The organism is Tolumonas osonensis (assembly GCF_014202415.1).
In the GTDB taxonomy this organism is placed as follows: Bacteria; Pseudomonadota; Gammaproteobacteria; order Enterobacterales; family Aeromonadaceae; genus Tolumonas; species Tolumonas osonensis.
This window is the reverse complement of the sequence record NZ_JACHGR010000005.1, coordinates 202,586-228,114: the sequence shown is the minus strand read 5'-3', so window position 1 is coordinate 228,114 and position 25,529 is coordinate 202,586. Positions and strand designations below refer to the sequence as shown.

At 50.0% G+C, this 25,529-nt stretch carries 19 protein-coding genes and 1 pseudogene; 9 read left to right on the top strand and 11 right to left on the bottom strand.

What is annotated here, in order from left to right; genetic code table 11:
* Positions 1-241: 241 nt before the first annotated feature.
* Positions 242-4,813, bottom strand: a complete 4,572-nt coding sequence (locus HNR75_RS08690) for an AAA family ATPase (RefSeq protein WP_188026583.1) — start codon at positions 4,811-4,813, stop codon at positions 242-244.
* A gap of 511 nt (positions 4,814-5,324) precedes the next feature.
* Here HNR75_RS08690 and HNR75_RS08685 point away from each other — a divergent pair.
* Complete coding sequence (locus HNR75_RS08685) at positions 5,325-5,558, top strand: zinc ribbon domain-containing protein (protein WP_188026582.1); 234 nt, start codon at positions 5,325-5,327, stop codon at positions 5,556-5,558.
* Positions 5,559-5,570: 12 nt separating this feature from the next.
* On the opposite strand, the gene HNR75_RS08680 is transcribed toward HNR75_RS08685, so the two are convergent.
* Positions 5,571-6,065, bottom strand: coding sequence for a phosphatase domain-containing putative toxin (locus tag HNR75_RS08680; protein ID WP_188026581.1), 495 nt, complete (start codon positions 6,063-6,065; stop codon positions 5,571-5,573).
* A gap of 256 nt (positions 6,066-6,321) precedes the next feature.
* Here HNR75_RS08680 and HNR75_RS08675 point away from each other — a divergent pair.
* Positions 6,322-7,260, top strand: a pseudogene (locus HNR75_RS08675) (TonB-dependent receptor domain-containing protein); the annotation flags it as partial.
* Between the two features lie 205 nt (positions 7,261-7,465).
* A complete protein-coding gene (locus HNR75_RS08670; protein WP_188026580.1) occupies positions 7,466-7,690 on the top strand; it encodes a hypothetical protein in 225 nt (74 codons plus the stop codon).
* A gap of 80 nt (positions 7,691-7,770) precedes the next feature.
* Here HNR75_RS08670 and HNR75_RS08665 read toward each other — a convergent pair whose 3' ends face one another.
* The 3 genes from HNR75_RS08665 to gdhA form a co-directional block, all read right to left on the bottom strand.
* Complete coding sequence (locus tag HNR75_RS08665; RefSeq protein WP_188026579.1) at positions 7,771-8,721, bottom strand: pseudouridine synthase; 951 nt, start codon at positions 8,719-8,721, stop codon at positions 7,771-7,773.
* A 131-nt stretch (positions 8,722-8,852) separates the two neighbouring features.
* A complete protein-coding gene (locus HNR75_RS08660) occupies positions 8,853-9,701 on the bottom strand; it encodes a tetratricopeptide repeat protein (protein WP_188026578.1) in 849 nt (282 codons plus the stop codon).
* A 144-nt stretch (positions 9,702-9,845) separates the two neighbouring features.
* Positions 9,846-11,189 (bottom strand): NADP-specific glutamate dehydrogenase, encoded by a 1,344-nt coding sequence (gene gdhA / locus HNR75_RS08655; protein WP_188026577.1) that lies wholly within the window; start codon positions 11,187-11,189, stop codon positions 9,846-9,848.
* A gap of 206 nt (positions 11,190-11,395) precedes the next feature.
* Here gdhA and HNR75_RS08650 point away from each other — a divergent pair, with 206 nt between their 5' ends.
* The 5 genes from HNR75_RS08650 to HNR75_RS08630 all read left to right on the top strand — a co-directional run bounded on the left by HNR75_RS08650 (position 11,396) and on the right by HNR75_RS08630 (position 16,553).
* A complete protein-coding gene (locus HNR75_RS08650) occupies positions 11,396-12,052 on the top strand; it encodes a TIGR01621 family pseudouridine synthase (RefSeq protein ID WP_188026576.1) in 657 nt (218 codons plus the stop codon).
* 348 nt (positions 12,053-12,400) lie between these two features.
* Positions 12,401-13,429 carry an amino acid ABC transporter substrate-binding protein gene (locus tag HNR75_RS08645; RefSeq protein WP_188026575.1) on the top strand — a complete coding sequence of 343 codons (1,029 nt, stop codon included), beginning with the start codon at positions 12,401-12,403 and terminating at the stop codon, positions 13,427-13,429.
* A 68-nt stretch (positions 13,430-13,497) separates the two neighbouring features.
* On the top strand, positions 13,498-14,691 hold the full coding sequence (locus HNR75_RS08640; protein ID WP_188026574.1) for an amino acid ABC transporter permease: 1,194 nt from the start codon (positions 13,498-13,500) through the stop codon (positions 14,689-14,691).
* 1 nt (position 14,692) lies between these two features.
* The gene (locus tag HNR75_RS08635; RefSeq protein WP_188026573.1) at positions 14,693-15,790 is read left to right on the top strand and encodes an amino acid ABC transporter permease; all 1,098 of its coding nucleotides are present in this window, start codon (positions 14,693-14,695) and stop codon (positions 15,788-15,790) included.
* A 10-nt stretch (positions 15,791-15,800) separates the two neighbouring features.
* Complete coding sequence (locus HNR75_RS08630; RefSeq protein ID WP_188026572.1) at positions 15,801-16,553, top strand: amino acid ABC transporter ATP-binding protein; 753 nt, start codon at positions 15,801-15,803, stop codon at positions 16,551-16,553.
* Positions 16,554-16,609: 56 nt separating this feature from the next.
* Here the strand turns inward: HNR75_RS08630 and HNR75_RS08625 are convergent, their stop codons facing one another.
* The 6 genes from HNR75_RS08625 to HNR75_RS08600 form a co-directional block, all read right to left on the bottom strand.
* Positions 16,610-18,286 carry a glycoside hydrolase family 13 protein gene (locus HNR75_RS08625; protein WP_188026571.1) on the bottom strand — a complete coding sequence of 559 codons (1,677 nt, stop codon included), beginning with the start codon at positions 18,284-18,286 and terminating at the stop codon, positions 16,610-16,612.
* Positions 18,287-18,309: 23 nt separating this feature from the next.
* Positions 18,310-19,974 (bottom strand): glycoside hydrolase family 13 protein, encoded by a 1,665-nt coding sequence (locus HNR75_RS08620; RefSeq protein WP_188026570.1) that lies wholly within the window; start codon positions 19,972-19,974, stop codon positions 18,310-18,312.
* Between the two features lie 72 nt (positions 19,975-20,046).
* Positions 20,047-21,162: an ABC transporter ATP-binding protein gene (locus HNR75_RS08615; RefSeq protein ID WP_188026569.1), complete on the bottom strand. Its 1,116-nt coding sequence runs from the start codon at positions 21,160-21,162 to the stop codon at positions 20,047-20,049.
* A 69-nt stretch (positions 21,163-21,231) separates the two neighbouring features.
* Entirely contained in the window at positions 21,232-22,077 is an 846-nt protein-coding gene (locus HNR75_RS08610) for a carbohydrate ABC transporter permease (protein WP_188026568.1), read from the bottom strand.
* The gene (locus HNR75_RS08605; protein ID WP_188026567.1) at positions 22,077-23,078 is read right to left on the bottom strand and encodes a carbohydrate ABC transporter permease; all 1,002 of its coding nucleotides are present in this window, start codon (positions 23,076-23,078) and stop codon (positions 22,077-22,079) included. Before HNR75_RS08605 ends, HNR75_RS08610 begins: the two co-directional genes overlap by 1 nt.
* Before the next feature lie 70 nt (positions 23,079-23,148).
* Positions 23,149-24,417, bottom strand: a complete 1,269-nt coding sequence (locus tag HNR75_RS08600) for an ABC transporter substrate-binding protein (protein ID WP_188026566.1) — start codon at positions 24,415-24,417, stop codon at positions 23,149-23,151.
* A 179-nt stretch (positions 24,418-24,596) separates the two neighbouring features.
* Here HNR75_RS08600 and HNR75_RS08595 point away from each other — a divergent pair, with 179 nt between their 5' ends.
* Positions 24,597-25,523 carry a LysR family transcriptional regulator gene (locus HNR75_RS08595; protein WP_188026565.1) on the top strand — a complete coding sequence of 309 codons (927 nt, stop codon included), beginning with the start codon at positions 24,597-24,599 and terminating at the stop codon, positions 25,521-25,523.
* Positions 25,524-25,529: the final 6 nt, after the last annotated feature.

The following is a 25,529-nucleotide window of genomic DNA, read 5'->3' as shown; positions in this document are numbered from 1 at the left end:
CCGTTCCGCATGTCAGCTTCACAAAGGATCGAGTGGTATTCATACGTTCTGTCGAATATCAGCAAAGGCTACTATTTTTTCAGTATAGCAGTCAAAAAGTGATGTCTTGATATATGGCAGTGCCACGCAAATGGACAAAAGCGTGTTATCTATGTGTCGCTTAGTTAGGGGCATTCGTCTCATTGTGAACAAGTCTTGATAAGGTCGGCTAAAGAGCGGACCTCTTTTCATGAGGGATTAGTTATTGCCTCTCAGCTATCTTTAGCCAATCATTAACGGAATTAACTCCCAGTGACAATAGCAAATCTTGCACAGATACCACACGTTTAAGCATCGTACCTCGATCGGATTCTTCCCGTTCCTCAGCTTCTGCAAAAAGCCGGGTCACTAGCTGGACAAGCTGATTGTTATGGTCGTAAAAATAAGTCTTGGCACGACCAACATAGGCTAGGTAAATTTCTGTTGTAGTCAAGGCGAGATCTGGATCGCGCTGTGAAATGGCGTTGAGCCATTCGTCAAACCCAAACAGCCGGTGATGTTTGTTTTCACTATCAATCTCGAACACATTGAAGCACAGTTGAATCAATTCAACCGGGATGGAGATAGGTGGCGTTTTGTCCCGAAAGATTTTCTCGGTCTGTCGAGCAACTATCGCTGCATGACGACTGTCTGTTCTTAGTCCCGTCTCGATACCTGTAAGACATTGCTCGCGATGCTGTTTGATATTGTTAGGATTAGTCCAAACACTTGCCGCTCCCTGCCAAGCTTCAGTAATGTCCAATGTGTTCAATTCTCTAAGCAAGTCAGCAAAATTGATATGACCCGTTAGGGCAGACAGTGCTGAAATGCGTCCCCAAGTTTCCATATCTTCCTTGCTGCCCTCGTAACGGAGGCGCTCAAGCAAGGGAGCAACCTTCTCGAAGAGATCGTGATAGGCGCAATACAGACAACGTTCTGCGGATTTCCAAAGACCCACGGAATCCAGCATGGCATGGTCAAATAAATCCCAACCCAACTCAGGATACCGGCTTTGGAGGTACGGCAAACGTCTCAAAATTAGAGCGCGAATGGCAGGGTGTTTCTTGCTGGCAAATCGACGTAGTGTTGGTGGTAACAATTCGGGTAATGCAATTTTCTGCTCTTGAAAATTGTTGACCAAGATCATCAAGGCTTCGGCGATATTCCCGGTAATCATATTGATACCAGTGGTAAGCAAATCGCCTGAATCCCCATGAATGGAGCTTTCTTCCTTAAGTTTTCCAAAGCCTATCGATAAGAACACCAGCCGCATAGCAGTTTGTGTGTCCTGGAGGACATGCGCACAGGCTTCCAAAGCCTTAGCAGCGGAGCGATTAAGTTGCCAGTGAGCGGGATGTCTTTCCAGTTCATCAAGGATTTGGTTCGCCAAGGCAGGTGCATCAGGCTCATCGATCGGTATCCAAGTAGCGTTAGGTTGCAAGTTGCCATAGCGATGTGCCAGGTAGTTGGCAATACCGTCCATGATATCATTGCAAAATCCTGATGAAATATCTGCCCAATGGGATTTCAGTATTCCCAAGAATCGCGATGGGTGGCGAGATGAAGCCTCGCGTAGCTGCCAACCGACCTCTCGTTCACCACCGACTAAAAAGTCATCGAAATCTCGGTTATGTCCAGTGTAGTGTGCGAGCAAATGAAGTATCCCACCATCACTGGCATTGAGGAACACCTCATATGAAAATGGCGCGGCGACAGTGCCTCCTCTCATGCCGATATATGGCTGTCGACAAAATGTCCCATATAACTTTTCGAATCTATCTAGTATCGCCTGCATTTCTGATGAACGCATATGGCATGGGATCGTGGATATATATTCTGCTCGTTTCTTCAGAACCCATAAACGTGTTTCCTCATCCGTTGCTGGTTCATCCTCCCACAAGGTCTGTATTGTTGCCATGACTGAATCTTGTGTATGGCTATCTAGGTAAATAAATGCAGTCTGAATCAATGTGCCTAATTCATAGGAGAGTTCGAATTCGAGTAAATTGCTGTCGCATAACAGGCGACCGATCAAGTCTATATTTGCCTCTGGGTTACTGATGAAAGCGAGGATGGCGAAGTAACATAATGCCCCTTCGTGGTTAAAGCATAAGCGTTCGCGGTTATTTTCCCACCAGTTGGAGTGATTTTGGGCGTGATTGAGAATGGCTGCTTCAATTGCATCTAGCAGAACTCGTTCACTATTTATGTATGTATGATCGTTCTGCGTGTGATTATCGCTATAAGATGTGCCACTCAGGAATCCACTGCGATAGCCTATTCGGGTATCACCATAACGCGTTGATCGAAGTTGGCTCCATTGTTCTATTGTTTCCAGTGCTAAATCAAGTAAAGCAGTGGATTCCACCATCCTCTGTTTCAGGAAATCTTCATCCTTGTCGCCAAACTCATGGGCTTGGCAATGCAGTTTATTATCAAAATGAAATTTCAATACATCATCATCATTGATCTCACCAGTGATATAGCGCCATAAGTCTTTATCATCAATAGCGCCAGCAGTGACACTACGTGCAACAGTACGCCCCAATAAACTATGGTCTGGTTTCGGCATACTGAGTAGTCGCTTTAGTAAGGGGGCAACAAGTGGTAAATTTTCTGTCCGAAAGTCGGATAGAGAAAAAACTAATTGCTCTGAGATTCTGTTGCCATCTAGCCAATCTAAAGCAATTGCATCCATCCAGAATGCCAATACGCCAGTAGCATCATCATTTGCCCACTGCGCTACCCGATGAATATGGGCTGTCAGTCCATCGGCATCGAGCGTTTCCTTCAATGCGGGAACCAGATGAGAAAGCCAAAAGTGATGCCACTCAACCAACGATGCTTGGTTGTAAATCACCTGAAACACCTCGCGATGATGGGCGTGCAAATCTCGTATAAGCGGCCAGTCATCATCCAGAGGCATCTGCTGGGAAAATGATTCGGCAATCAGGCGGCGGATATGGAAGGCGGCGTTGCCTGTCAGTACTGTCCGCAGTTGCTTCCTAAATTCGCGGCGATCTCCAGTCGCCAACTGTGCAACAAAGCTACGTATACTCGGACGTACGAAGGGCACAGGAGGCAAGTCTTGGATGAATTTATTGAGCGAGACGACCCGGCGCACAGCGCTACTAATCACCAGTACATCTAGTAGAGTTTGATGGCCAAACGTCAATTTACCATCATGGGTATCGAGCAGAACATTGAGACTGTGGAGTCGTCGCAGGATGTCCTCTGAAGCATTGAAGCGTTGATTAGAAATAGACAGGCTGCGTGACTTCAGCATTGCGTCGGCGATGGCTTCAATCGCTTGCATGGCTGCATCCCCCAGCGTTGGATCGGCCTTTACGATGGTATCGAGGTAGCGTTGCGCCAGTGCTTGACTGGTCACTACGTTGAAGCAGCCTTCACGTTGCGCCAGTTCGACAAACAGGGCAAGTTCGCGAGGATTACAGATCAGTTCACGGGTGACGGAATCAATAGTCGTCGAATCGATTCCAAGCTTGTCAAGAAGCGGTACAATTTCATTCTCCCAGTCCAACGGCAGGCACTGCAATTCGCAGTCCCATTGCCGTGCAGCAATGCGTCGGTCGTATTTACGGTCGAAGTCGCGGCAAGCTGTGATAACGGTAACATTGGGAATCAGTAGCAACTGGTCAATTTGTGCCAGAAAGTACGTCAATATGCTGTGTTCGCGAGCGATGGACAAGACATCCAGTGAGTCAATAACTACGACAACATGTGCGTCTTCAGCTAAACGGGCGGCCTGTTCTACCCATTGTACTGGCAGGCCCTGTGCCTGGCGTTCCAGCGCCGTCGCTAGGTCGGCGAATTCTCGTGACTGTATAAAGAGCGGCACTAGGTCACCTCGGGCTTGCATACGTTGTTCTAGTGCTTCTTGCAGGCTCAGCATCACACAGGTTTTGCCAGAACCAGGCAGACCCGTAAGCAAGACGGAACGTTTCTTGGCATCGATAGCTGCTAGGAGTTCCCCCACAACTGGGCTAGAAATGCGCTGCCCGGCAATGTCCCGATGCCAATGCCTGCCAATGACCGAAGTGCTGGCAAACGATTTTCGTACCTCTGAAATGTCCATGCTAGGAACGAGCATTGCGCCAGAGCGATGAAGAATATCTTTGATGTCGTCTTTGGTCAGTCGATGCTGGGTTGAGGCGGATAGGTTGCCGTCCTCTATACGACCACCAAGTTTATCGAGGCGTATACAAAGAGCGTTGAAGGCAGCATCTGAGTTACTTGCCATTTGGCGCAAACGTTCACGTAGTAAAATCTCCATGCGATCAAAGTCTGGGGTGATCTCGAAGGAGGTACGGTGTAGGAATTCATACGTCGAAAGATTGGTCACCTTATCGGCAATGCGAGCAGCCAAGTCGCTATTTGTTTTATTATGCTCTTTGGTCAATTTCGCAAGATAATCGGCCTCATTGCCATGGAGGGTGCTGAATTCACGTAGTTTGGCGAGTGAGCCAAACTCGCTACGCGAATAGAAGCGGACTTGGGCTTGTTTATTTCCAGTCAGTGCTAGAGTCGCCTTGTCCAGTTCATCCGCAAGATCAGTTATCGACCATGCCCTGAAATCGGTTTGGTTCTTTTTGCACTGGCAACAAATTAGGGAACCGTCGGATTTTCCAATTACAACATCATCTACCAGATAGGTCGTAGAATCTATCTCAAGCCATTGAAATTCGGGATCGGATAGGACGGTTAATGCCCAATCGAAGGCAACAAGGGTCTGATAAATATCGCCACGGTTGGAGAGTATTCCTGCGATGCTCATTTAGTCTCTTGCCAGAATTTTTGCATTCATATTTCCCACTTTAGATGATGCAGTTGTTGGTGCCGCTATTAGCGTTCGGATACCTGGATTTATCAGCCCCTTCTATTACAGGGTGCAGTCTTTCCATAGCTATCGCCAAAGCGGTAGCTCAGCCAAAATACGGAATAATTCCGTGTTTCCATAGGATTTTATGATGCCGGATGAGACTGATTAAGGACAATTAAAAGTTGCATGTATCTTAGCTTTTACTGATTTTTGTCAAACTGATATGGGTACATGACGCGATAGCGACATGTCATAGTTTCTCTCACACATTAGGACAGATGTGAGCTAACTAAACTCGGAATGGGGCATAAATGATTCAGCCAATCATGACCGAATTGAAGATGGATAAAACCAGAAAAATATATTTCCTGAGACCAAAGCCTTTTCACTATTGAGAAAACTAAACTTAAAGGAGAGTTGAATTAGTGTGGTCACTGATCGATACAGTGCCGCAGAGGAGGGGTTTATGACTTACTTTATCAAGTGCCCGGCTTGCCAGAAGGAGGGGCTGGATCCGCGATATAGTCCTGTCGCCTGTATCCATTGCAAAAAAGAATTCAATATTGTGGGGTTCTGTCCAACCTGTCATGCGGAACTACAAAAATTTAAATGCTGTTCTGTCGATTTTTTCTGTAATACATGCAATGAGCTGATTTCTAAAAAACGGGTTGAGTTCCGCGTCACACCCGTTTCGCCCTGATGCTCCATCATGTTATGTATACGAATAATGCTCAACCAGATAGCCAACCTGAACGGCTGAAGTCAGCGATTTTGGACGGATATGTTGGATCCGGGCTTTAACCTCGGCAGACTCATAGCCCAATTCCAGCATCAGAATAGCGGCCATCAGACCAGTGCGACCCGTACCACCGTGACAGTGGATCACCAGCGTCGCGCCTGATGTGACCAAATCCAGCAAAATGGGTTTCTGTGCAGCAAACGCCTCAGCAAATGGCGTTTGCGGTGCACAACCATCTTCAACCGGCAAGTGATACCAGTCCATACCCAAATCAGCACAAAGAGACGGGATCGAATCAGCCTGATTTTCAATTAATTCGGCTGTTGTCATCATGGTAATGACGGCTTGTGCTCCAGCGTTTTTCAACGCAGTCAGCGAATCGGATAACGAAATGCCCTTTGTTCCCGGACAAGGTGTAAAAATCAGCTTTGCGCCGTTGTCTAACGTGAGAATGTCAAACGGATGCATAGTAAACGGTCACTCCAATTAATCAGGTTATGCTATTTCATGTCTGCTTCGAACCAGGGCCGGCACCCCACAAGTAGAGAATTGTACGTTGCGGGTATGGCGGCCGCCAGCGAGTAATATCAGGAATAATCCAAAGTGTTCATAATGCTTTCCCTGTCAGAGCTTCAATATCGGCATAGGCCATTCGGACTCGGAATCGCCCGCTTACCCTCTTTCTCTGCAAATTCAGTGATTCGGGAAGGGAAACTGGTTCAGGTATTACCGGACTAAGCTGGCCGATTATTCCTACTCGGCGGTCCGGCGCTGGCAATTCGATACTGATGCGATGGCCTACTATGTCAGTGACACCATGCATTTCATGGATGATCGTTTCACTGTCACGCCGGGCGTCCGTTATGAGGATGTGCGTACCGATTATGTGGATCAGCGTAGCGGCGCCACCAGTGATAACCGGGCTACGGCCTGGCTGCCCGGTCTGACGCTGGGGCTGCAGGCCAGCGATGACGTCTTCCTCTTTGCCAATGCCCAGCGTTCTCTGGTACCGGTACAGACTGCGCAAGTCATCTATGAAGGTCAGGTGGCTAATGAAATCGCCTGGAACTATGAAGTGGGGACGCGTTGGCAGCCACTGGATGAGGTTGAGCTGTCCGCGACGTTATTCCGCATCGACTACAAGGATCAGATTCAGTTTAACAAAGCTCAGAATATCTATGAGAACTTGGGTGAAACCCGTCAGCAGGGGATCGAACTGGAAAACCGCTGGCAGGCAACCGAGAAACTGGCCCTAGGGCTTGGTTATACCTGGCTTGATACAGAACAGTTAAGCGGTAAAAACGCCGGTAAAGCACTGCCTAATGCGCCTCGTCATCATGTCAGCGCCGAATCCGTTTATAAAACGGGACCGTGGACTGCAAGCGCCAGTGCTCTGTATGCATCAAGAAGTTTCAGCGATGCCGCCAACACCATCACTGAAACTGCTAATGGCGATGCGGGAGAGTTACCTGGTTATACTCTTGTTAACGCGCATCTGGGGCGTGATTTTTCTTTAGGGAATGGTCTGGAGCTGAATCTGAGTGGGGGGATAAACAATTTGCTGGATGACGACGCTTACTTCCGCGGTTCGGACGTTAGTCCTGTTGGCCGCCTGCCAATGCCAGGAAGGACCTATGTACTGGAAGGTCAGATGAAATTCTGACCCACTGGGCAGCGCGGAGGGGGATGGTCACCTTTTCGCCTGCCCATGATTTTTGGTCTTTAGTACTGATTAAGGATTATTGCGACGTAGATAACATCCTGATTGTATTGTTGTTCAGCCAAAGTCAATTTTGGTGATGCAGGTTTGATTAAGCGGGGATCAGGTCTGTTATAACAAAGACTCACCAAGCTAGCGGAGAGTCGTCGTGATTAATGTCGAAAAATTACAAAAAGAGCATTTCATTCATCACAACCTTGTATTACCTCATTTTCATGGTTATCCAATCAGAGTTGTGACCGCGTCATGTCCATGGTTAGAAGAATCGTTTGCAGACAATATCCTCAATGTGGCAGTTACTCTTCCCGGTGAAGAGGGGGTTGCCGAACTCAAGCAAATGTTAAAAACAATTGATGTCACACCGGGTGAGTAATAAATATTCATTTATCTCCGGTCATCGTCATCAGGATTGAGTTTAATTCTTTTGACGGTGGCTGTACTGGCCGACAGTTTTCACCAGTCTAATCTCAGCTCACTTTTGAAATACCGCGGCGTCCCGCTGAGCGGATCGACAAAAGTGACGTCGCTGGCAAGCAGTTGCAGCGGCTTTTCATAATCATCCGCAATAGCATCATTCACAACCGGATAAAGCGCGTCATTGCAAATTGGTGCGCCAAGCGCTGCCATATGCAGGCGTAGCTGATGTTTTTTGCCGGAAACCGGCTGCAGGGCATACCGGCATAAATCACCGCGCTGTTCGATGACATCAATGATGGTCTGCGCATTGACCTCTCCGTCAACTTCCTGAGACAGAAAAAACGGATCGCCGCGAACAATCCTCGTTGCGCGGGTGTGCGGGAAGCTGAGCTGGGGTAAGGCCGGTGCGATCGCCTCATAACACTTATCTATTTTTTGATCACGGAACAGGGCCTGATAGAGGCCACGTGTTTTCTTTTGCACGGAAAACAGCACGAGCCCTGCGGTATGGCGATCAATCCGGTGCAATGGCTGCAGTTCGGGATTTTGGAAGCGAGCTATCAGCCGTGACAGCAGTGTTTGCGACACATAATCACCGCTCGGGGTGACCGGCAGAAAATGCGGTTTATCCGCCACCAGCAGATGCTCATCCATATAGAGGATGGATTCGTAAAAGGGGATCTCTTTTTCGTTGGCAATTTCGCGAAAATAGTAAATCCGCAGGCCGGTCTGGTGTGGTCGATCATGCCGGATTGGCTGCCGATGATTATCCAGCACGAGTTCCCGTTCAAACCGGCTAAGCCAGTGCTGACGATGGATGGCAGGGAAGCTGTCACACAGACAATCCAGAACCGTTGGCCAGTGGCCGTGCGGCAGTACAAAGGTGCAGGGCTTAAGATGCGGCGGGGCTGACTGCAGGTTGAGCGATTCAGGTTTATGCGAGTTAAGCTCTTTCTGAACGGAGTTATTGTGTGATCGGATTTGCATGGCGTTGAATCGATACGACAGAGATACGGCTGAGCGAACGGATTTGCCGCGCAATTTATCATGTTACTGCTGAAAATCCAGCCGGAAGCCGCTTTCTTTATGAAAAGCGGCTCCTGTTGACGGCGGGTTTGCTATTTAACGGAATATTTCTGAAAGTATTCGGCAGAAAGAACCTGTGCCTCAATCAGTTCATCAGGGGAAAGCTGCGCGGCCACAGAGTCGCGGGCGGCAATGGCTTCCTGATTATGAGCGGCAGCGACAGACAGCCAGGCATAAGCTTTCCTGTTGTCTTTCTCTACACCTTTCCCTTCGTAATACATGCCGCCTAAAAATGCCTGAGCGTTAAAGTTGCCCTGTTCGGCCGATTTCTGGTACCAGTAGGCGGCCTGTGCGAAATCCTGCGGGAGTTGCCCGTCGTAATACATCGTGCCGAGGCGGAACTGAGCGTTGTCATCACCCTGTTCGGCGGCGCGTTGATACCAGATTGCCGCTTGCTGGTAGTCCTGGTAAACCCATTGTCCTTCATAATACATGGCGCCCACGAGCACCATCGCATTGAGTTCTATCTGTCTTGCGACCTGCTGAAACCAGTAATTGGCCTGATCATAACTTTGCGGAACACCCTTGCCTTCATAATATAACGAGCCGACAAGAGCCTGCGCATTCACATCACCGTGTTTGGCGACTTTCTGAAACCAGTAGGCGGCTTGTTCGAAATTCTGTGGTGTACCTTTTCCCCGGAAATACATTGAGCCTGTCAGTGTCTGAGCATACGTATTACCATTTTCAGCAGATGCCTTGCAGTACGGGAAAGCACCGTCGTAGTTACCGGCGGTATCCAGAGAAACGCACTTCTGGGAAGCCGTGATGGGATCGATCTTCATCTGATCCGGCTGTGCTGTCTTATCCGACGGGCCGGAGGCGCATCCGGAAAGAAAAAGCGCAATAAGAAAAGGGATGCGTTGATATGAGCGAGGCATAAGACAATCCTTATTCTTCAGGGCAGAAGAAAATAAATCGTAATACTTTGAGTCTATACGTGCCCGTCAGAACTGCAAATTATCGCCGGACATTCCCCGGGCGCGTCATGCGCCAGGGGAATGGTATGCCGGTATTTCTGCTGTTTAAATCACCCCTTGAGTCAGCATGGCATCAGCCACTTTGACAAATCCGGCGATATTTGCTCCGTCCACATAACTTACGCTGCCATTGGATCGTTTGCCATAATGCAGGCAGGCGGCATGGATGCCTTGCATGATTTGTAGCAGACGAGCATCTACTTCCTCGCGTGACCAGGATATCCGCATCGCATTCTGGCTCATTTCAAGACCCGAGGTGGCAACGCCGCCCGCATTGCTGGCTTTGCCTGGTGCATACAGTACCCCGGCAGCCTCAAACGCTTTGGCCGCTTCGATAGTCGCGGGCATATTGGCACCTTCTGCTACACATATGACACCGTTTTTGATCAGGGCTGCCGCATCATTTACATCCAGTTCATTCTGCGTTGCGCAGGGCAGGGCTACATCCACGGGTACGTGCCACGGACGTACACCGGGTTCGAAGCGGGCTCCGACACGTTGAGCATAATCGCTGACACGGCCGTAGTTATGGTTTTTCACTTCCATCAGAATAGCGAGTTTTTCAGGCGTGAAACCATGCTCATCTATTACCGTTCCGCTGGAATCGGATACCGTAATGACTCTGGCACCCAGAGACATCGCCTTTTCTACCGCATACTGCGCTACGTTACCGGAACCTGACACACTGACGCGCAAGCCATTAAAAGAGCGTCCTTTGGTCTTCAGCATCTCATTGGCAAAATAAACAGTGCCATAGCCTGTGGCTTCCGGACGAATCAGCGAACCGCCAAAACTCAGTCCCTTGCCGGTGAATACGCAGTCTGCTCTGTTACTGAGTTTTTTCATCATGCCGGCCATATAACCGACTTCCCTGCCGCCAACGCCTATATCACCGGCGGGTACGTCGGTATCGGATCCGACATGACGGAATAGTTCACTGACGAAGGCCTGACAAAAGCGCATGATTTCAGCCGGACTTTTCCCCTTGGGATCAAAATCTGAACCGCCTTTACCGCCGCCCATGGGCAGGGTGGTCAATGCGTTTTTAAATGTTTGTTCGAAAGCCAGAAATTTCAGTACAGACAGGTTAACGGATGGATGAAAGCGAATACCGCCTTTGTAGGGCCCAATGGCCATACTGTGCTGAATGCGATAGCCACGATTGACCTGAACCTGACCGTGATCATCAACCCAGGAAACACGAAACATAACCACACGTTCCGGTTCCACCAGGCGATCGAGCAGACCATGCTCCGCATATTTTGGATGTCTTTCAATGAAGGGCCAGAGACTTTCTATTACCTCGGTGACGGCTTGCAGGAATTCAGGCTGACCAGGATTGCGATCGGCGACATATTGCAAAAATTGGTGCGAAGAAGAGTATTTCATCAGTTAACCTCAACTGGTTGAAAACAATACTGAATATTTATTTTTGCACTTCAATGGCACCAAAACTGTGCAATATGTTGTGTTATGTAGGTACTGATGTCATAAACAATGTGATCGATATCTAATATATGGCCCCACCGAGAGCAACCTGTAATAATTGTTTCTTTCTTGCTTTTTTTTGCCCGTAACTAATAAGAGTCGTCACTATGTCTGAAACGCGCACTGGATTTACGATGATCCTGGAACAGCCTGATTTCCTTGTCGTCAATAAAGAGGCCGGTATTGATATGCATGATGATGCCGGTGTTCCCGGCCTGGTTTCCCGGGTGTCTGCTTTTCTGGGACAGGATGTGTATCCGGTGCATCGTCTGGATAAGGTGACTTCCGGTCTGGTTTTACTGGCAAAGAATAAAGAGGCGACCCGTCTGCTCAGCCAGTCTTTTGCTGATCGGGAGGTGAAAAAGATTTATCTCGCTATTAGTGATCGCGCCCCGAAAAAGAAACAGGGCTGGATCAAAGGCGATATGGTGAAAGGAAGGAATGGTAGCTGGCGATTGCAGCATTCCTGTGAAAACCCGGCTGTTACCTGGTTCCGGAGCGTCGCGCTGGCTTTGCCTCGTCATCGTGTCTATATCGTTTCTCCGCATACCGGGAAAACACATCAGATCCGTGTTGCATTGAAAAGTATCGGTGCGCCTATCCTGGGGGATGAACGCTACGGTGGTTCTGTAGCAGATCGAACATATTTGCACGCCTGGCGGCTGCATTTCAGCTATGCCGGCACAGAATATCGTGTAGAAGCACCGCATGAATGGGGTGAAAAAATAGACGAGAACCTCAATTTGCAGGATTTTATCTCTTAAATGGCATTTCCTCTGCTATCTTATTTTATCAAGGTGAATTCTTTTACTGTCCTTTTAGTCTTATATTCTGAAAAGCCGGGATCTTTCATATATTACTTCCGGGTTTGAGGAATCCGCTCAGAACAAAAACCATGAATGGTGTCAAAGTCCTTATTTTCGGCTGGTAGCACCGTTTTGGTGCCTTCAGATGGTGCTGCCAGTGCCGTGTATACTTTAATTCACGGTATTTTGCGGAATTTCATTGATCTGCATTCTGGCCTGATAGTTGCTTTATTGATGACAAGTGCTGCGGAATATAGTCAGCATTAATCTAATAATGTTATTCACTCAACCTGGCAGGGAAGAAATATGTCAAAACTAAAATATCTAACAGGCGTTGCGTCCGCGGTTGCTTTATTGGTTGCCGGCAATGCTCAGGCGGCATCAGGTGACACATTAGCGAACGTGAAGAAAAAAGGTTATGTGCAATGTGGTGTGAATGACGGTTTGCCTGGTTTCTCCAGCCCGAATGCGAAAGGCGTATGGGAAGGTATGGATGTTGATGTCTGCCGCGCTGTTGCCGCCGCCGTTTTTTCTGATGCCAGCAAAGTGAAGTATATCCCGCTGGGTGGTAAAGAACGTTTCACCGCACTGCAGTCAGGCGAAGTGGATGTTCTGTCCCGTAATACCACCTGGACGATGACCCGTGATGCCACGCTGGGTCTGAAATCAACCGCGACCACTTATTATGATGGCCAGGGTTTTATGGTTAACAAAGCGCTGGGTGTGAAGAGCGCGAAAGAACTGGATGGTGCCACGGTTTGTACCGAAGGCGGTACGACCACCGAAATGAACATGGCGGACTATTTCCACGCCAACAAAATGAAATACACACCGGTTGTGTTCGATAACTCGGATCAGACCGTGAAAGGTTTTGAATCCGGTCGTTGTGATGTGCTGACATCGGATAAATCACAACTGTTTGCGGTACGTATCAAGCTGGCGAAACCGGACGATGTCGAGGTGTTGCCGGAAATCATTTCCAAAGAGCCTTTAGGTCCGATGGTTCGTCAGGGCGATGAACAATGGGAACTGCTGGTTAAATGGACCGTATTTGCCATGATCAACGCGGAAGAGCTGGGTATCAACAGCAAGAACGTGGATGAAATGGCGAAATCCGGTAGCCCGGATGTTAAACGTATGCTGGGCTATGACGCACCGGACGGAACAGCGCTGGGTGCGGTCAAAGACTGGGGCTATCAGATCGTGAAACAGGTAGGTAACTACGCAGAAGTTTTCGATCGTAACGTAGGTAAAGACTCACCACTGAAAATCGTTCGTACTGAAAACAATCTGTGGAGCAAAGGCGGCTTCCTGTACGCTCCGCCAGTACGTTAATCGCATCAGGACAGGGCGGGATTTTCCCGCCCTTTTAAGTTAAGAGCTTTACTGGAGTTTAATTTAGCATGCCTGCTGAAAACTCGAATAATCGCAACCACGCGGCAGCTACCCGCTGGATTTATGATCCTAAAGTACGCGGAATTCTGTTTCAGGCGATTGCTGTTGCATGTGTAGCATGGATGCTGTTCTATTTTGTCAGCAATGCTTTGCACAATATGGAAACACGCGGCATTGCCACCGGTTTTGGCTTTCTTGATAACAGAGCCAGTTTCGGTATTGTTCAGACACTGATTTCTTATTCCGAAGATGATACCTACGGACGGGCCTTTATCATCGGGTTACTGAATACCCTGCTGGTTTCCGGGATCGGTATCATTTTTGCCACACTGCTGGGTTTCCTTATCGGTATTGCCCGCTTATCCAACAACTGGCTGCTTAGCCGTGCGGCGGCGGTTTATATCGAAACATTCCGTAATATTCCGCTGCTGTTACAGGTATTCTTCTGGTATTTCTGTGTATTGCGGGCGTTGCCACCCCCCCGGCAAAGTCTCGGTTTTGCGGACGCTTTTTTCCTTAACGTGCGTGGTCTGTTTGTCCCGGCACCGGTCACTGAAGACGGTTTCTTTCTGGTTACTACTGCATTTGTGATGGGTCTGGCTGGTGTTGTCATCCTGAAAAAATGGGCCAAAAAGCGTCAGGAACTGACCGGGCAGACATTTCCTGTCTTCTTCAGCAGTCTGGGGCTGTTGCTGGGCTTGCCACTGATTGTCTTTCTGATTGCGGGGATGCCGCTGCACTGGGAACTGCCGGCGCTGAAAGGATTCAACTTCCGTGGCGGATTAACCATTATTCCGGAGCTGTTCTCCATGGTGGTGGCATTGACGATTTTTACCGCAGCCTCGATCGCGGAAATTGTCCGGTCCGGGATCATGGCTGTATCAAAAGGTCAGGTTGAGGCGGCGAGTGCGCTGGGTCTGAAAAATGGTCTGACATTACGCTTTGTCATTATTCCGCAGGCCATGCGCGTCATCATTCCACCATTAACCAGCCAGTATCTGAACCTGGTTAAGAACTCTTCACTGGCGACAGCGGTGGGTTATCCGGATCTGGTGTCTGTCTTCATGGGCAGTACGCTGAACCAGACCGGCCAGGCGGTGGAAATTATTGCCATGACCATGGCGGTATATCTGACCATCAGCCTGATCACCTCTGTACTGATGAATATTTATAACGCCAAGAAAGCGTTAGTGGAGCGTTAATATGGTTGTATATCGCGAACAGCCCGTCATGCCTGCGCCGGCGAGTCAGACCAGCATTGCCGGGTGGTTGCATAAAAATCTGTTTTCCAACTGGATCAACAGCATCATTACGCTGGCGCTGCTGTATGTACTGGTTCCTCAGCTATGGAGTCTGCTTGAATGGGCCCTCATCAAATCAGACTGGATAGGGGATAGCCGGGATCAATGTGTTTCAGGCGGGGCCTGCTGGGTGTTTGTGACGAATCGTCTGAACCTGTTTATCTATGGTTTTTATCCGGAAAGCGAATACTGGCGGGTGAATCTGGTTTATGCGCTGACGGCGATTCAGGTTGCGGCACTGCTTTATCCGAAAACGCCTTATAAATCGGTTTTGACGGGCGTCTTCTTTGTGATTTATCCGTTTGTTGTGTTCTACCTTCTTCATGGCGGCGCATTCGGTCTTGAGCTGGTTGAAACCCACAAATGGGGCGGCCTGATGCTGACGCTGTTGCTGGGGATTGTGGGAACAGTTGCTGCACTGCCAATCGGTATTCTGCTGGCGCTGGGCCGTCGTTCAGAAATGCCGATTATCCGCTCGCTGAGTATCGTATTTATCGAATTCTGGCGTGCGGTGCCGCTGATCACCGTCCTTTTCATGGCGTCAGTGATGTTACCGCTCTTTTTATCCGGTGAAGTGACCATGGATAAACTGCTGCGTGCTATGATCGGCATCATTCTGTTTGAGTCAGCGTATGTTGCGGAAGTAATTCGCGGTGGCTTGCAGGCGATCCCGAAAGGTCAGTATGAGGCCGCTAATGCGCTGGGTCTGAATTACTGGAAGTCGATGAGTCTGATTATTATGCCGCAGGCATTAAAACTGACGATTCCTTCGCTGGTAAATACTTTTATCGAACTGTTTAAAGATACCAGTCTGGTGACTATCATTGGCCTCTTCGATCTGCTTGCAGTGGCAAAAGCCGGTTTGTCAGATCCGGCATGGTTAGGTTTTTCTACTGAAGCGTATACGTTTGTTGCTTTGGTATTCTGGGTTTTCTGTTTTGGTATGTCTCGTTACTCTATGTATCTAGAGAAACTGCTGCATACAGGTCATAAGCGCTGAGGACATGTTGATGAGCATCGACAAAAATGAAATCGTAGTTGAAATGAATGATGTGAATAAATGGTACGGCGAGTTCCATGTTCTCAAAAACGTTTGTCTGCGTGTTAAAAAAGGCGAAAAGATTGTAGTTTGTGGTCCGTCAGGCTCTGGCAAATCCACCATGATCCGCTGCATCAACCGGCTGGAAGAACATCAGCAGGGCGACATCATTGTTAAGGGTACGCCGCTGACCAATGATCTGAAAAATATTGAGCATGTGCGTCGTGATGTCGGCATGGTGTTCCAGCATTTCAACCTGTTCCCGCACCTGACCGTGCTGGAAAACTGCTGTCTGGCGCCGATGTGGGTACGCAAGATCCCGCGTAAGGAAGCGGAAGCCATCGCCATGAAATATCTGGAACGTGTACATATTCCGGATCAGGCGCTGAAATATCCGGGACAGCTCTCCGGTGGTCAGCAGCAGCGAGTGGCGATTGCCCGCAGTCTGTGCATGAACCCGGAAATCATGCTGTTCGATGAGCCAACATCAGCGCTGGATCCTGAAATGGTCAGTGAAGTGCTGGATGTCATGATTGAGCTGGCAAAAGAAGGCATGACCATGCTGTGTGTAACGCATGAAATGGGTTTTGCGCGTAAAGTGGCCGACCGGGTGATTTTCATGGACAAAGGTCAGATCGTGGAAGAGGGGACGCCGGAAGAGTTCTTCAATAATCCGCAATCGGAGCGTGGCCGTCTGTTCCTGAGCCAGATCCTGCAGCACTGATCATTGTGATGACATAAAAAAGCCGCTCAACTGAGCGGCTTTTTGTTTTTCGGGATTTAACTGATCCGGTAAACGCGGATTTCGTAAGGTTGCAGCAATACGCGATTCGTCACGGAATGCGGCAATACCGGATAGTTATTCAGCCACAGGTGATCATGATGGAGCGTGATCTCATCCTGATGATACAGCGCATCGTGATCGCTCATATTGCAGATGATGACCACCTTCTGATCGTCCAGAGTCCGGGTATAGGCGTAGATCTGCGGATCTTCTTCCATCAGCTGTGCATAGTTGCCATACACCAGCACCGGTTCCGCTTTGCGCAGGCGAATCATCTGACGGTAAAAGTTCAGCACGGAGTCCGGCTGTTCCTGCTGTTGCTGCACGTTAATGCTGGTGTAGTTCGGATTCACTTTCAGCCATGGCTTGCCGCTCGTGAAACCAGCATTGGCCGTTGCGTTCCATTGCATTGGCGTGCGGGCGTTATCACGCGATGTCAGCGATAACCAGCCGAGGATCGCCTCTTCGGTCATGCCGTCTTTCTTCATGCTGTAATAGCGGTTTTTTGACCAGACATCATCGAAATCATCAATCGAGGTGAATCGGGTGTTGGTCATGCCGATTTCCTGGCCCTGATAGATGAATGGCGTGCCCTGCATCAGGAAATACATCGCTGCGATCGCGGTGGCACTTTCGCGCCAGTAGCGATCGGTATTACCCCATTTCGAGATAACACGCGGGATGTCGTGGTTTTCCACATACAGCGCATTCCAGCCAACCCCGTGCAGGGTCTGTTGCCAGCGGGTGAAGATTTTCTTCAGTGCGCACAGATCCAGCGGGCTGGTCGGATCGCCTTCCCAGAGTTTGACGTGTTCGAACTGGAAGATCATGTTGAGACGGTTATTGCGTTCCGCCACCCACTCATCCGCCTGCAGTGCTGACACGCCGTTAGCTTCGCCCACCGTCATGATGTCGTAATGAGCGAACGTGTTGCGGCACATGTCGTCCAGATAATCCAGCACACCGTCTGCATTCAGGTGCTTGTCGAAAGAGGGGACATATTCCAGACCATCCGGATTGGGCATATCGGCCAGACCATCTTCTTTTTTCATATGGCTGATGGCATCAATACGGAAGCCGTCGATACCCTTGTCCAGCCACCAGTGGATCATGTCGTAAACCGCTTTGCGGACATCCATGTTATCCCAGTTCAGATCCGGCTGACGGCTGGAAAACAGGTGCAGAAAGTATTGCTCGGTGGCCTCGTCCTTTTTCCAGGCCGAGCCTTTGAAGATACTTTCCCAGTTATTCGGCTCTTTGCCATTTTTACCGTCGCGCCAGATATACCAGTCGCGTTTCGGATTGTCTTTTGATGCGCGGGATTCCAGGAACCACGGATGTTCGTCACTGGTATGGTTGACCACCAAATCCAGGATCAGGCGCATACCGCGATCATGCACTTCTTTCAGCAGGCGATCGAAGTCTGCCATCGTGCCGAATTCATCCATGATGTCCTGATAATCGCTGATGTCGTAGCCGTTATCGTCGTTCGGCGATTTGTACATCGGACAAATCCAGATGACATCAATACCCAGGTTTTTCAGGTAATCCAGCTTGGCGGTGATCCCGTTCAGATCACCGATACCATCGCCGTCAGAATCCATAAAGCTGCGCGGATAAATCTGATACGCGACCGCTTCTTTCCACCAGCGCTGAGTGACTTTCTTGCTCATAACTTAATCCTTTACTGCTTGGTTTATGCTGCTGGTTGCGTATAGGCAATAGCAAACGACTCATAAGGTTGCAGGGTGATTGTTTCTGCCAGATCCTGATGTGGCTGGTAGTTACTGATCAGGCATTTCCCTTGGATGCCCTGAATTTCAGCCGGTAATGGCAATGCTATTTTTTTCGCGCTGAAGTTATTGATAACCAGTATGCGCTGGTCATCCTGAGCTCGCAGATAGGCAAAGACATCCGGATGATCGTCCAGCAGCGGAATGTATTGGCCATAGGTCATGATCGGCAATTCTTTACGCAGCTTGATCAGTTTCTGATAGTGGAAGAATACCGAATCCGGATCGTTGAGAGCGGCCTGTACATTGATCCCGGTGTAATTCGGATTCACTTTAAGCCATGGTCTGGCAGTGCTGAAACCGGCATTAACGTCGCTGTTCCACTGCATCGGTGTGCGGGCGTTATCCCGGCCGTTTTCATAGATACCTTCCATCATCTGTTCATGCGGAACACCGGCTGCTGTACGTTCGTAATACAGATTCAGCGATTCGATATCCTGATAGTCATCGATGGAATCGAACCGTACGTTGGTCATGCCGATCTCTTCCCCCTGATAGATATAAGGCGTGCCTTTCAGGAAGTGGAGAGCGGTGGCCAGCATCTTGGCCGATTCCACCCGGTATTTGCCCGGATCGCCATATTTGGAGACAGCACGCGGCAGATCGTGGTTATCCCAGAACAGCGAGTTCCAGCCACTGTCGGAGAGTTCGGTCTGCCATTTGGTGAAGACCTTTTTCAGCTTGATCAGATCAAAAGGTTGCGGTTCCCATTTGCCATTCTGCGGATGCCAGCCGATGGTGATATGTTCAAACTGGAATACCATCGACAGTTCGTCCCGGGCCGGATTGGAATACAGCTTGGCAATCTCCGGGGTGGCGCTCCAGGCTTCACCGACGGTCAGCACGTCACGATCACCGAACGTCGCCTTGTTCATGGCCTGCAATAACGGATGCAGATTGGCGCCGTTGGCCATGACTTTTTTATCGACCTCTTTACCGATCAGATCGATCACGTCCATGCGGAAGCCGCCGATGCCTTTATCCAGCCACCAGTTCATCATCTTGTGCACTTCTTCCTGCACTTTCGGATTTTCCCAGTTCAGATCAGGCTGACGTTTGGAAAACTGGTGGAAGTAGTATTCGCCGGTCGCCGCATCAAATTCCCAGCCGCTGCCACCGAAGTAGGAGTGGAAGTCGTTAGGCACTGAACCATCTGCCTGTGGCTGGCGCCAGATGTAATAGTCGCGGTAAGGATTATCCTTGGATTTCTTCGCTTCGATAAACCACGGATGTTCATCAGAGGTATGGTTTACCACCAGATCCATCACGATCCGGATGTCGCGTTTTTTGGCTTCAGCAATCAGATTTTCCATCTCTGCCAGGGTGCCGAATTCAGCGGCGATATCCTGATAATCGGAGATGTCATAGCCGTTATCGTCCATCGGGGACTTATACACCGGCGATAACCAGATGATGTTGATACCCAGCTGTTGCAGATAGTCGAGTTTGCTGATGATACCGGCGATATCACCCATACCGTCGTTGTTGGCATCACAGAAGCTGCGCGGGTAGATCTGATAGACCACCGCGTCATGCCACCATTTTTTAGTTAATACGTTACTTTCCATCGTACTTGGCCTTTCAGATTTGTTATGGAAACCAGATCTGACGGCTATCTCTGTAGCCGTCAGTACAATCGGTTAATGCGTGTTTTGTTTCCGGATAAGACGCTGGAAGGCATTGCCGTCACCGTCAAACAGGTAGCAATGTTCGGCCGGTAACTGCACGCCGACAGTCTGACCTGCAGAGATCGGAGAACGTTCCGCATTACGCACGACCCATGGCTCACTGGCGTTGCCGTTGTCGAGGTAGAGGTAAGTTTCGTTGCCCATGTGTTCAACGAACATGACGTTAGCCTGGTATTGTGATTCGCCAACATCGCCCCACAGGATATGTTCCGGACGGATGCCCAGGTTGACGCTCTGACCTTCGGCATTGCTTGGGGTACAGATCGGCAGAACCAGTTGTTTGCCGTTATCCAGACGCACCACGCTTTCTGTGGCGCCGGCCTTGATCAGGCTGGCCGGGATCAGGTTCATTTTTGGGGAACCGATAAACTGCGCGACGAATTCATTGGCCGGATGGTCATACAGCTCTAACGGCGTGCCGACCTGCTCGATGTTGCCTTTGTTCAGCACCACAATGCGGTCAGCCAGCGTCATCGCTTCCACCTGATCGTGGGTCACGTAGATGATGGTGGAACCCAGACGTTTATGCAGGTTGGCGATCTCCATGCGCATCTGTACGCGCAGCGCCGCATCCAGGTTGGACAGGGGCTCATCGAACAGGAACAGTTTGGGTTCGCGGGCAATCGCACGGCCAATCGCCACACGCTGACGCTGACCACCGGACAGATCTTTCGGACGACGCTGCAGCAGCGGTTCCAGTTGCAGAATACGGGCGCTGTTCTGGACCTTGGCGTCGATCTCTTCTTTGGATTTGCCGGCCAGTTCCAGACCGAACGCCATGTTCTGATACACGCTCATGTGCGGATAAAGCGCATAAGACTGGAATACCATACCGATACCGCGTTCAGAAGGGGTATCGTCGTTCACATAAGTACCATCGATGTACATGCTGCCGGCGGAGATATCTTCCAGGCCGGCAATCATGCGCAGCAGGGTCGATTTACCGCAGCCTGACGGGCCAACGATCACGATGAACTCGCCGCTGTTGACCTGCAGATCCAGGGATTTGATCACCTGGGCGTGTTCGCTGTACCGTTTGTTTAATTTCTCTAATCTTAACTGAGACATAGCTGTACATCCTGTTCTGTGGGCGTCCCCGCACAGGGAACGCCGGAATCGAATCACTAACGTTGTTAATTAACCTTTCACCGCACCGCTGGTCAGACCGCTGACGATGCGTTTCTGGAATATCAGTACCATCACAATGATTGGCAGCGTGACCACAACCGAGGCGGCCATGATGTTGCCCCACGGCAGTTCAAACTGAGAGGCACCCTGCAGCATGCCGATAGCGACCGGCACGGTACGTTGCTCGTTGGAGATGATGAATGTCAGGGCGAACATGAACTCGTTCCAGGCACCGATGAACGCCAGCAGACCGGTAGTGACCAGCGATGGCCCCATGATTGGCGCGAAGATCCGGCTGATGATGACCCACAGGCTGGCACCGTCCACGATGGCGGCTTCTTCCAGTTCCACCGGCAGCGACTTCATGAAGGTCGTCAGTACCCAGACGGTGAATGGCAGCGAGAAGGTGGTGTAGGACAGGATCAGCGCGCCCAGCGAGTCATACAGACCGAGGAAACGAACCAGTTCAAACATGCCAGACAGTACAGCCACCTGCGGGAACATGGAAACGCACAGGATGGTGAACAGAATGTATTTGCGGCCTCTGAACTTGATACGAGCCAGCGCAAAGGCGGCAGTGATGGAAACCAGCAGGCAGATACCAACGGTCACGGTGGCCACGATGAACGAGTTAAACAGACTGCGGGCGACCCCGTTGACCATCAGCGCATTGATATAGTTCTCCCAGTGGAACGAAGTCGGCAGATAGTTGGTCAGGAACAGCTCCTGGCCGGTGCGCAGCGATGTCAGAATCGCGTTATAGAACGGGAACACACAGATCACACTGACCAGGGCAGCTGCTGCGTAAATCAGCGTCTGGTGAGTAATGTGGCGTTGGCGACGAGTTAACTTCATTATTTATTCTCCTTGCCGTCATCATTCATACGACCGATGTAGAGGAAGCAGGCGGCAATACCGGCAACCATCATGAATACCAGTACCGAGGCGGCAGAACCGGAACCCATTTCCTGATAGGAAACCATCTGTTCGCGGGCATAACCGGAAATGGAGATCGTGGCTTCACTGTTCGATGTGAGCACATAAATCAGGTCAAACACACGCAGCGCATCCATGATTCGGAAAATCAGCGCCACAATCATGGCTGGCATGATGAGCGGCAGGGTGATGCGGGTGAAACGCTGCCAGGCAGTGGCGCCATCGACACGGGCGGCTTCATAGAGATCGGCCGAGATCATCTGCAAGGCAGCCAGTAACATCAGTGCCATGAACGGAACGGTTTTCCAGACATCGGCGAACACGACGGCCCACATGGATAGCGTCGGTTCTGCGATCCAGGCCAGTGGTTCATTGATGAGACCGAGGCGGGACAGCAGATCATTGATGACACCGTATTGGTCATGGAACATCCAGCCCCACATTTTCGCGGTCACAATGGTCGGAATGGCCCAAGGCACCAGAATGGCGGCCCGCACCAGACCCTGCCCCCGAAATTTCTGGTTCATCAGTAATGCCAGCAGCATGCCGAAGAACAATTCAAAAGAGACCGAAACCCCGGTAAACCAGAGGGTGTTCATGACCGCTTTCCACCACAGCGGATCGGCCAGAACCCCGAAACTTTCACCGTCAGCCCAGGACAGATAGTTATCAAATCCCACCAGGTTGTACTCTTCCGGTGTATCCAACGCGGCATCGGTGAAGCTGTAAAACAGGGTGCGTAATAATGGCCATCCGGCAACCGAGGCCAGCAGGATCAGCGCCGGTGCAACCAGGATCCAGGCGGCGCGGCTGCGGCGTTGTTGCAGGCTACGTTTGTTTTTCCGGGAAATGACTTCGTTTTGTAGATTTGCCTTCGAAGAACTTTCTTTGGAAGGCAATGACTCAGAATGGTGGTTCATCAACGTTTACTCCTTGTGGCAAGATAGCTGAACAGCGGCGCTGCCCCGTGTCAGGGCAGCACCATCATGCTTACTTCCACTCTTTACCTTTGATGCGTTTGAGTTTGGCTTCCAGATCGGCAACCGCTTTTTCACCTGTAGAGCGGCCACTCAGGACGTCATAGGCTGCGTTGAAGACTGCTTTAGAGACTTTCGGGAACTGCGATTTGGTTTCAACTGCAGGGCGGGGAACTGCCGTGGCGAATACTTCCTTGAATTCGGCCAGATAAGGCGCCGCAGCTTTCACTTCCGGATCTTCATAGACATCCAGACGGGATGGTGCGACACCCACGGTTTTGAACTGCATTTTCTGAGATTCGGCATCGGTCAGGATACGGATCAGCTGAACCGCCGCTTCAGGGTTTTCACTATAGGCACTGACGGCCCATTGCCAGCCGCCCAAAGTCGCCGCATGCTGGCCATCTTCGCCACCTTTCGGTACCGGGATAACGCCAATCTTGTCTTTCACCGGACTGGTTGGATCCTGTGCCAGCACATATGCGTAAGGCCAGTTACGCATGAACGCGGCATCACCGTTCTGGAATACAGCGCGGGATTCCTCTTCCATGTAGCCCAGTACGCCTTTCGGTGAAATCGTGCCGATCCAGCCTGCTGCGGTATCCAGCGCCTTGGCCGCTTGCGGATTGTTGACGGTGATCTTGCCGTCTTTATCAACGAAAGTGCCGCCGTTATAGGACGCAACCCATTCCAGCGCATCACAGGTCATGCCTTCATACGCTTTACCCTGGAACACAAAACCCCAGAAGTTTTTGTTGCCGGCTTCACGTTCGCCTTTCTGGATTTTATCTGCGATACGAGTCAGCTCTTCCCAGGTTTTCGGTGGCTGTTCACCGTATTTTTCCAGCAGATCCTTACGGTAGTACATGGCGCCCGCATCCAGGAATGCTGGGAGCGCTTTCACCTTGCCGTTGACGACGTCGTTGTTCCAGGCTGACTGGAAGAATTGCGGCTGCAGATCTTTGACATGATCGGTCAGGTCCAGCAGGTGTTTATCCAGCACACCCAGCCACACTGTATCTGCCTGGAACACATCAACCGCTTTACTGTCTTTTGCTGCGAAGATTTGCTGGAACAAACCCAGTTTTTCATCAGATGCCGGAGGTAACTGCACGAATTCCAGTTTATGCGGAGTTTCTTTTTCAAAGCGGGCTTTGATGTAATCACAATAGGATTTACCGGTACTGGTGCTGGCGCATTCCATTTTCAGCGTATCGGCATGCGCGGTATTCAGTGCGCCGGCGACCAACGTAGCGATAAGACCCAGGGTGTGTTTTTTCATAGTAACCTCTCGTCATCTTTATTAGTTAGTTTGGCCGGGAAATCATCCATAAAGCATAGCCAGCCAAACGTTATGATGCTTGAACGAGAGCGATGTTAGAGAGGGACGAGATGAAAAAGAAATGCTTTATTTTTGCCGTGATATAGAATTTATCTATATCAGTAAGCCAGAGAGTGATCATGGATAAGATTTTGCAGCAATTCCTCGAAGTCGCTACTTTACAAAATGTGAGTCATGCAGCGAAAAAGCTGTGTCTTAGCCAGCCCACCTTGACGCACAACATGAAGAAGCTGGAAGAATCACTGGATGTTCAGCTGTTTATCCGCACATCGAACGGAATGAAGCTGACCGAATTCGGGGAAGTTTTGCGTGACCAGACCCGTATCATGCAGCGTATCTATGACAACACGCTGACCAAAATGGAAATGCTGAAAGAGCGGCATGAACGGGAATTGAAAATCGGCTCCGGACATGCGTGGTGGTATCTGTTTCTGCGCGATATGATCACGATATACCGTCAGATCCATCCTGCCGCCAATATTCATATCGATATCGGAAATCACCTGCGGCAGATGGACTTGTTGCTGAGTGGTGATATTGATCTGTTTATTGGTCATGAAATCCCGGGGCTGAACAAGCGGGCAGGGGTATTATTTCTTCCGCTGTTTATTTCCAGAGACAAGGTCTTTGTCCGGGAAGGGCATCCGCTGACAATCCGGGCATGCAATAAGCAGGACCTGCTGGACTATCCGACGATTGAAATTACGCCGGACGAAGTGCGTCACGCACATGTGGTGGAAGATCTTCAGCCGAAAAAACTGGAGCGGACACAACTCCATCTGACCGACAAGATCCTGTACCGGAGTAACTCCATTACAACCTGTATTGATATGGCTTGCTCTTCCAACGGGTTGCTACCGTTTCCCGGCTCAATGGAAGGTTATTTTAAACAATATAATCTGGTGAGTCTGACGCTGACGGAAGAATACACGAGAGGCACTATTGGTATCTATCTGATCAGGGAACGGCAGGACGATCCGCATATTCAGGATGTGCTGGAACTTATTCATCAGAGCCTGGAAAAGAACCGGCATCTGATTTTTTAATATTCT

What these genes read in the sequence shown, in the direction of transcription:
- HNR75_RS08665 (WP_188026579.1), bottom strand. Translation starts at nt 8,721, where the DNA reads ATGCAAATCCGATCACACAATAACTCCGTTCAGAAAGAGCTTAACTCG.
- HNR75_RS08680 (WP_188026581.1), bottom strand. Translation starts at nt 6,065, where the DNA reads ATGCATCCGTTTGACATTCTCACGTTAGACAACGGCGCAAAGCTGATT.
- HNR75_RS08690 (WP_188026583.1), bottom strand. Translation starts at nt 4,813, where the DNA reads ATGAGCATCGCAGGAATACTCTCCAACCGTGGCGATATTTATCAGACC.
- HNR75_RS08640 (WP_188026574.1), top strand. Translation starts at nt 13,498, where the DNA reads ATGCCTGCTGAAAACTCGAATAATCGCAACCACGCGGCAGCTACCCGC.
- HNR75_RS08605 (WP_188026567.1), bottom strand. Translation starts at nt 23,078, where the DNA reads ATGAACCACCATTCTGAGTCATTGCCTTCCAAAGAAAGTTCTTCGAAG.
- HNR75_RS08630 (WP_188026572.1), top strand. Translation starts at nt 15,801, where the DNA reads ATGAGCATCGACAAAAATGAAATCGTAGTTGAAATGAATGATGTGAAT.
- HNR75_RS08610 (WP_188026568.1), bottom strand. Translation starts at nt 22,077, where the DNA reads ATGAAGTTAACTCGTCGCCAACGCCACATTACTCACCAGACGCTGATT.
- HNR75_RS08650 (WP_188026576.1), top strand. Translation starts at nt 11,396, where the DNA reads ATGTCTGAAACGCGCACTGGATTTACGATGATCCTGGAACAGCCTGAT.
- HNR75_RS08660 (WP_188026578.1), bottom strand. Translation starts at nt 9,701, where the DNA reads ATGCCTCGCTCATATCAACGCATCCCTTTTCTTATTGCGCTTTTTCTT.
- HNR75_RS08635 (WP_188026573.1), top strand. Translation starts at nt 14,693, where the DNA reads ATGGTTGTATATCGCGAACAGCCCGTCATGCCTGCGCCGGCGAGTCAG.
- HNR75_RS08615 (WP_188026569.1), bottom strand. Translation starts at nt 21,162, where the DNA reads ATGTCTCAGTTAAGATTAGAGAAATTAAACAAACGGTACAGCGAACAC.
- gdhA (WP_188026577.1), bottom strand. Translation starts at nt 11,189, where the DNA reads ATGAAATACTCTTCTTCGCACCAATTTTTGCAATATGTCGCCGATCGC.
- HNR75_RS08625 (WP_188026571.1), bottom strand. Translation starts at nt 18,286, where the DNA reads ATGAGCAAGAAAGTCACTCAGCGCTGGTGGAAAGAAGCGGTCGCGTAT.
- HNR75_RS08600 (WP_188026566.1), bottom strand. Translation starts at nt 24,417, where the DNA reads ATGAAAAAACACACCCTGGGTCTTATCGCTACGTTGGTCGCCGGCGCA.
- HNR75_RS08645 (WP_188026575.1), top strand. Translation starts at nt 12,401, where the DNA reads ATGTCAAAACTAAAATATCTAACAGGCGTTGCGTCCGCGGTTGCTTTA.
- HNR75_RS08595 (WP_188026565.1), top strand. Translation starts at nt 24,597, where the DNA reads ATGGATAAGATTTTGCAGCAATTCCTCGAAGTCGCTACTTTACAAAAT.
- HNR75_RS08620 (WP_188026570.1), bottom strand. Translation starts at nt 19,974, where the DNA reads ATGGAAAGTAACGTATTAACTAAAAAATGGTGGCATGACGCGGTGGTC.
- HNR75_RS08685 (WP_188026582.1), top strand. Translation starts at nt 5,325, where the DNA reads ATGACTTACTTTATCAAGTGCCCGGCTTGCCAGAAGGAGGGGCTGGAT.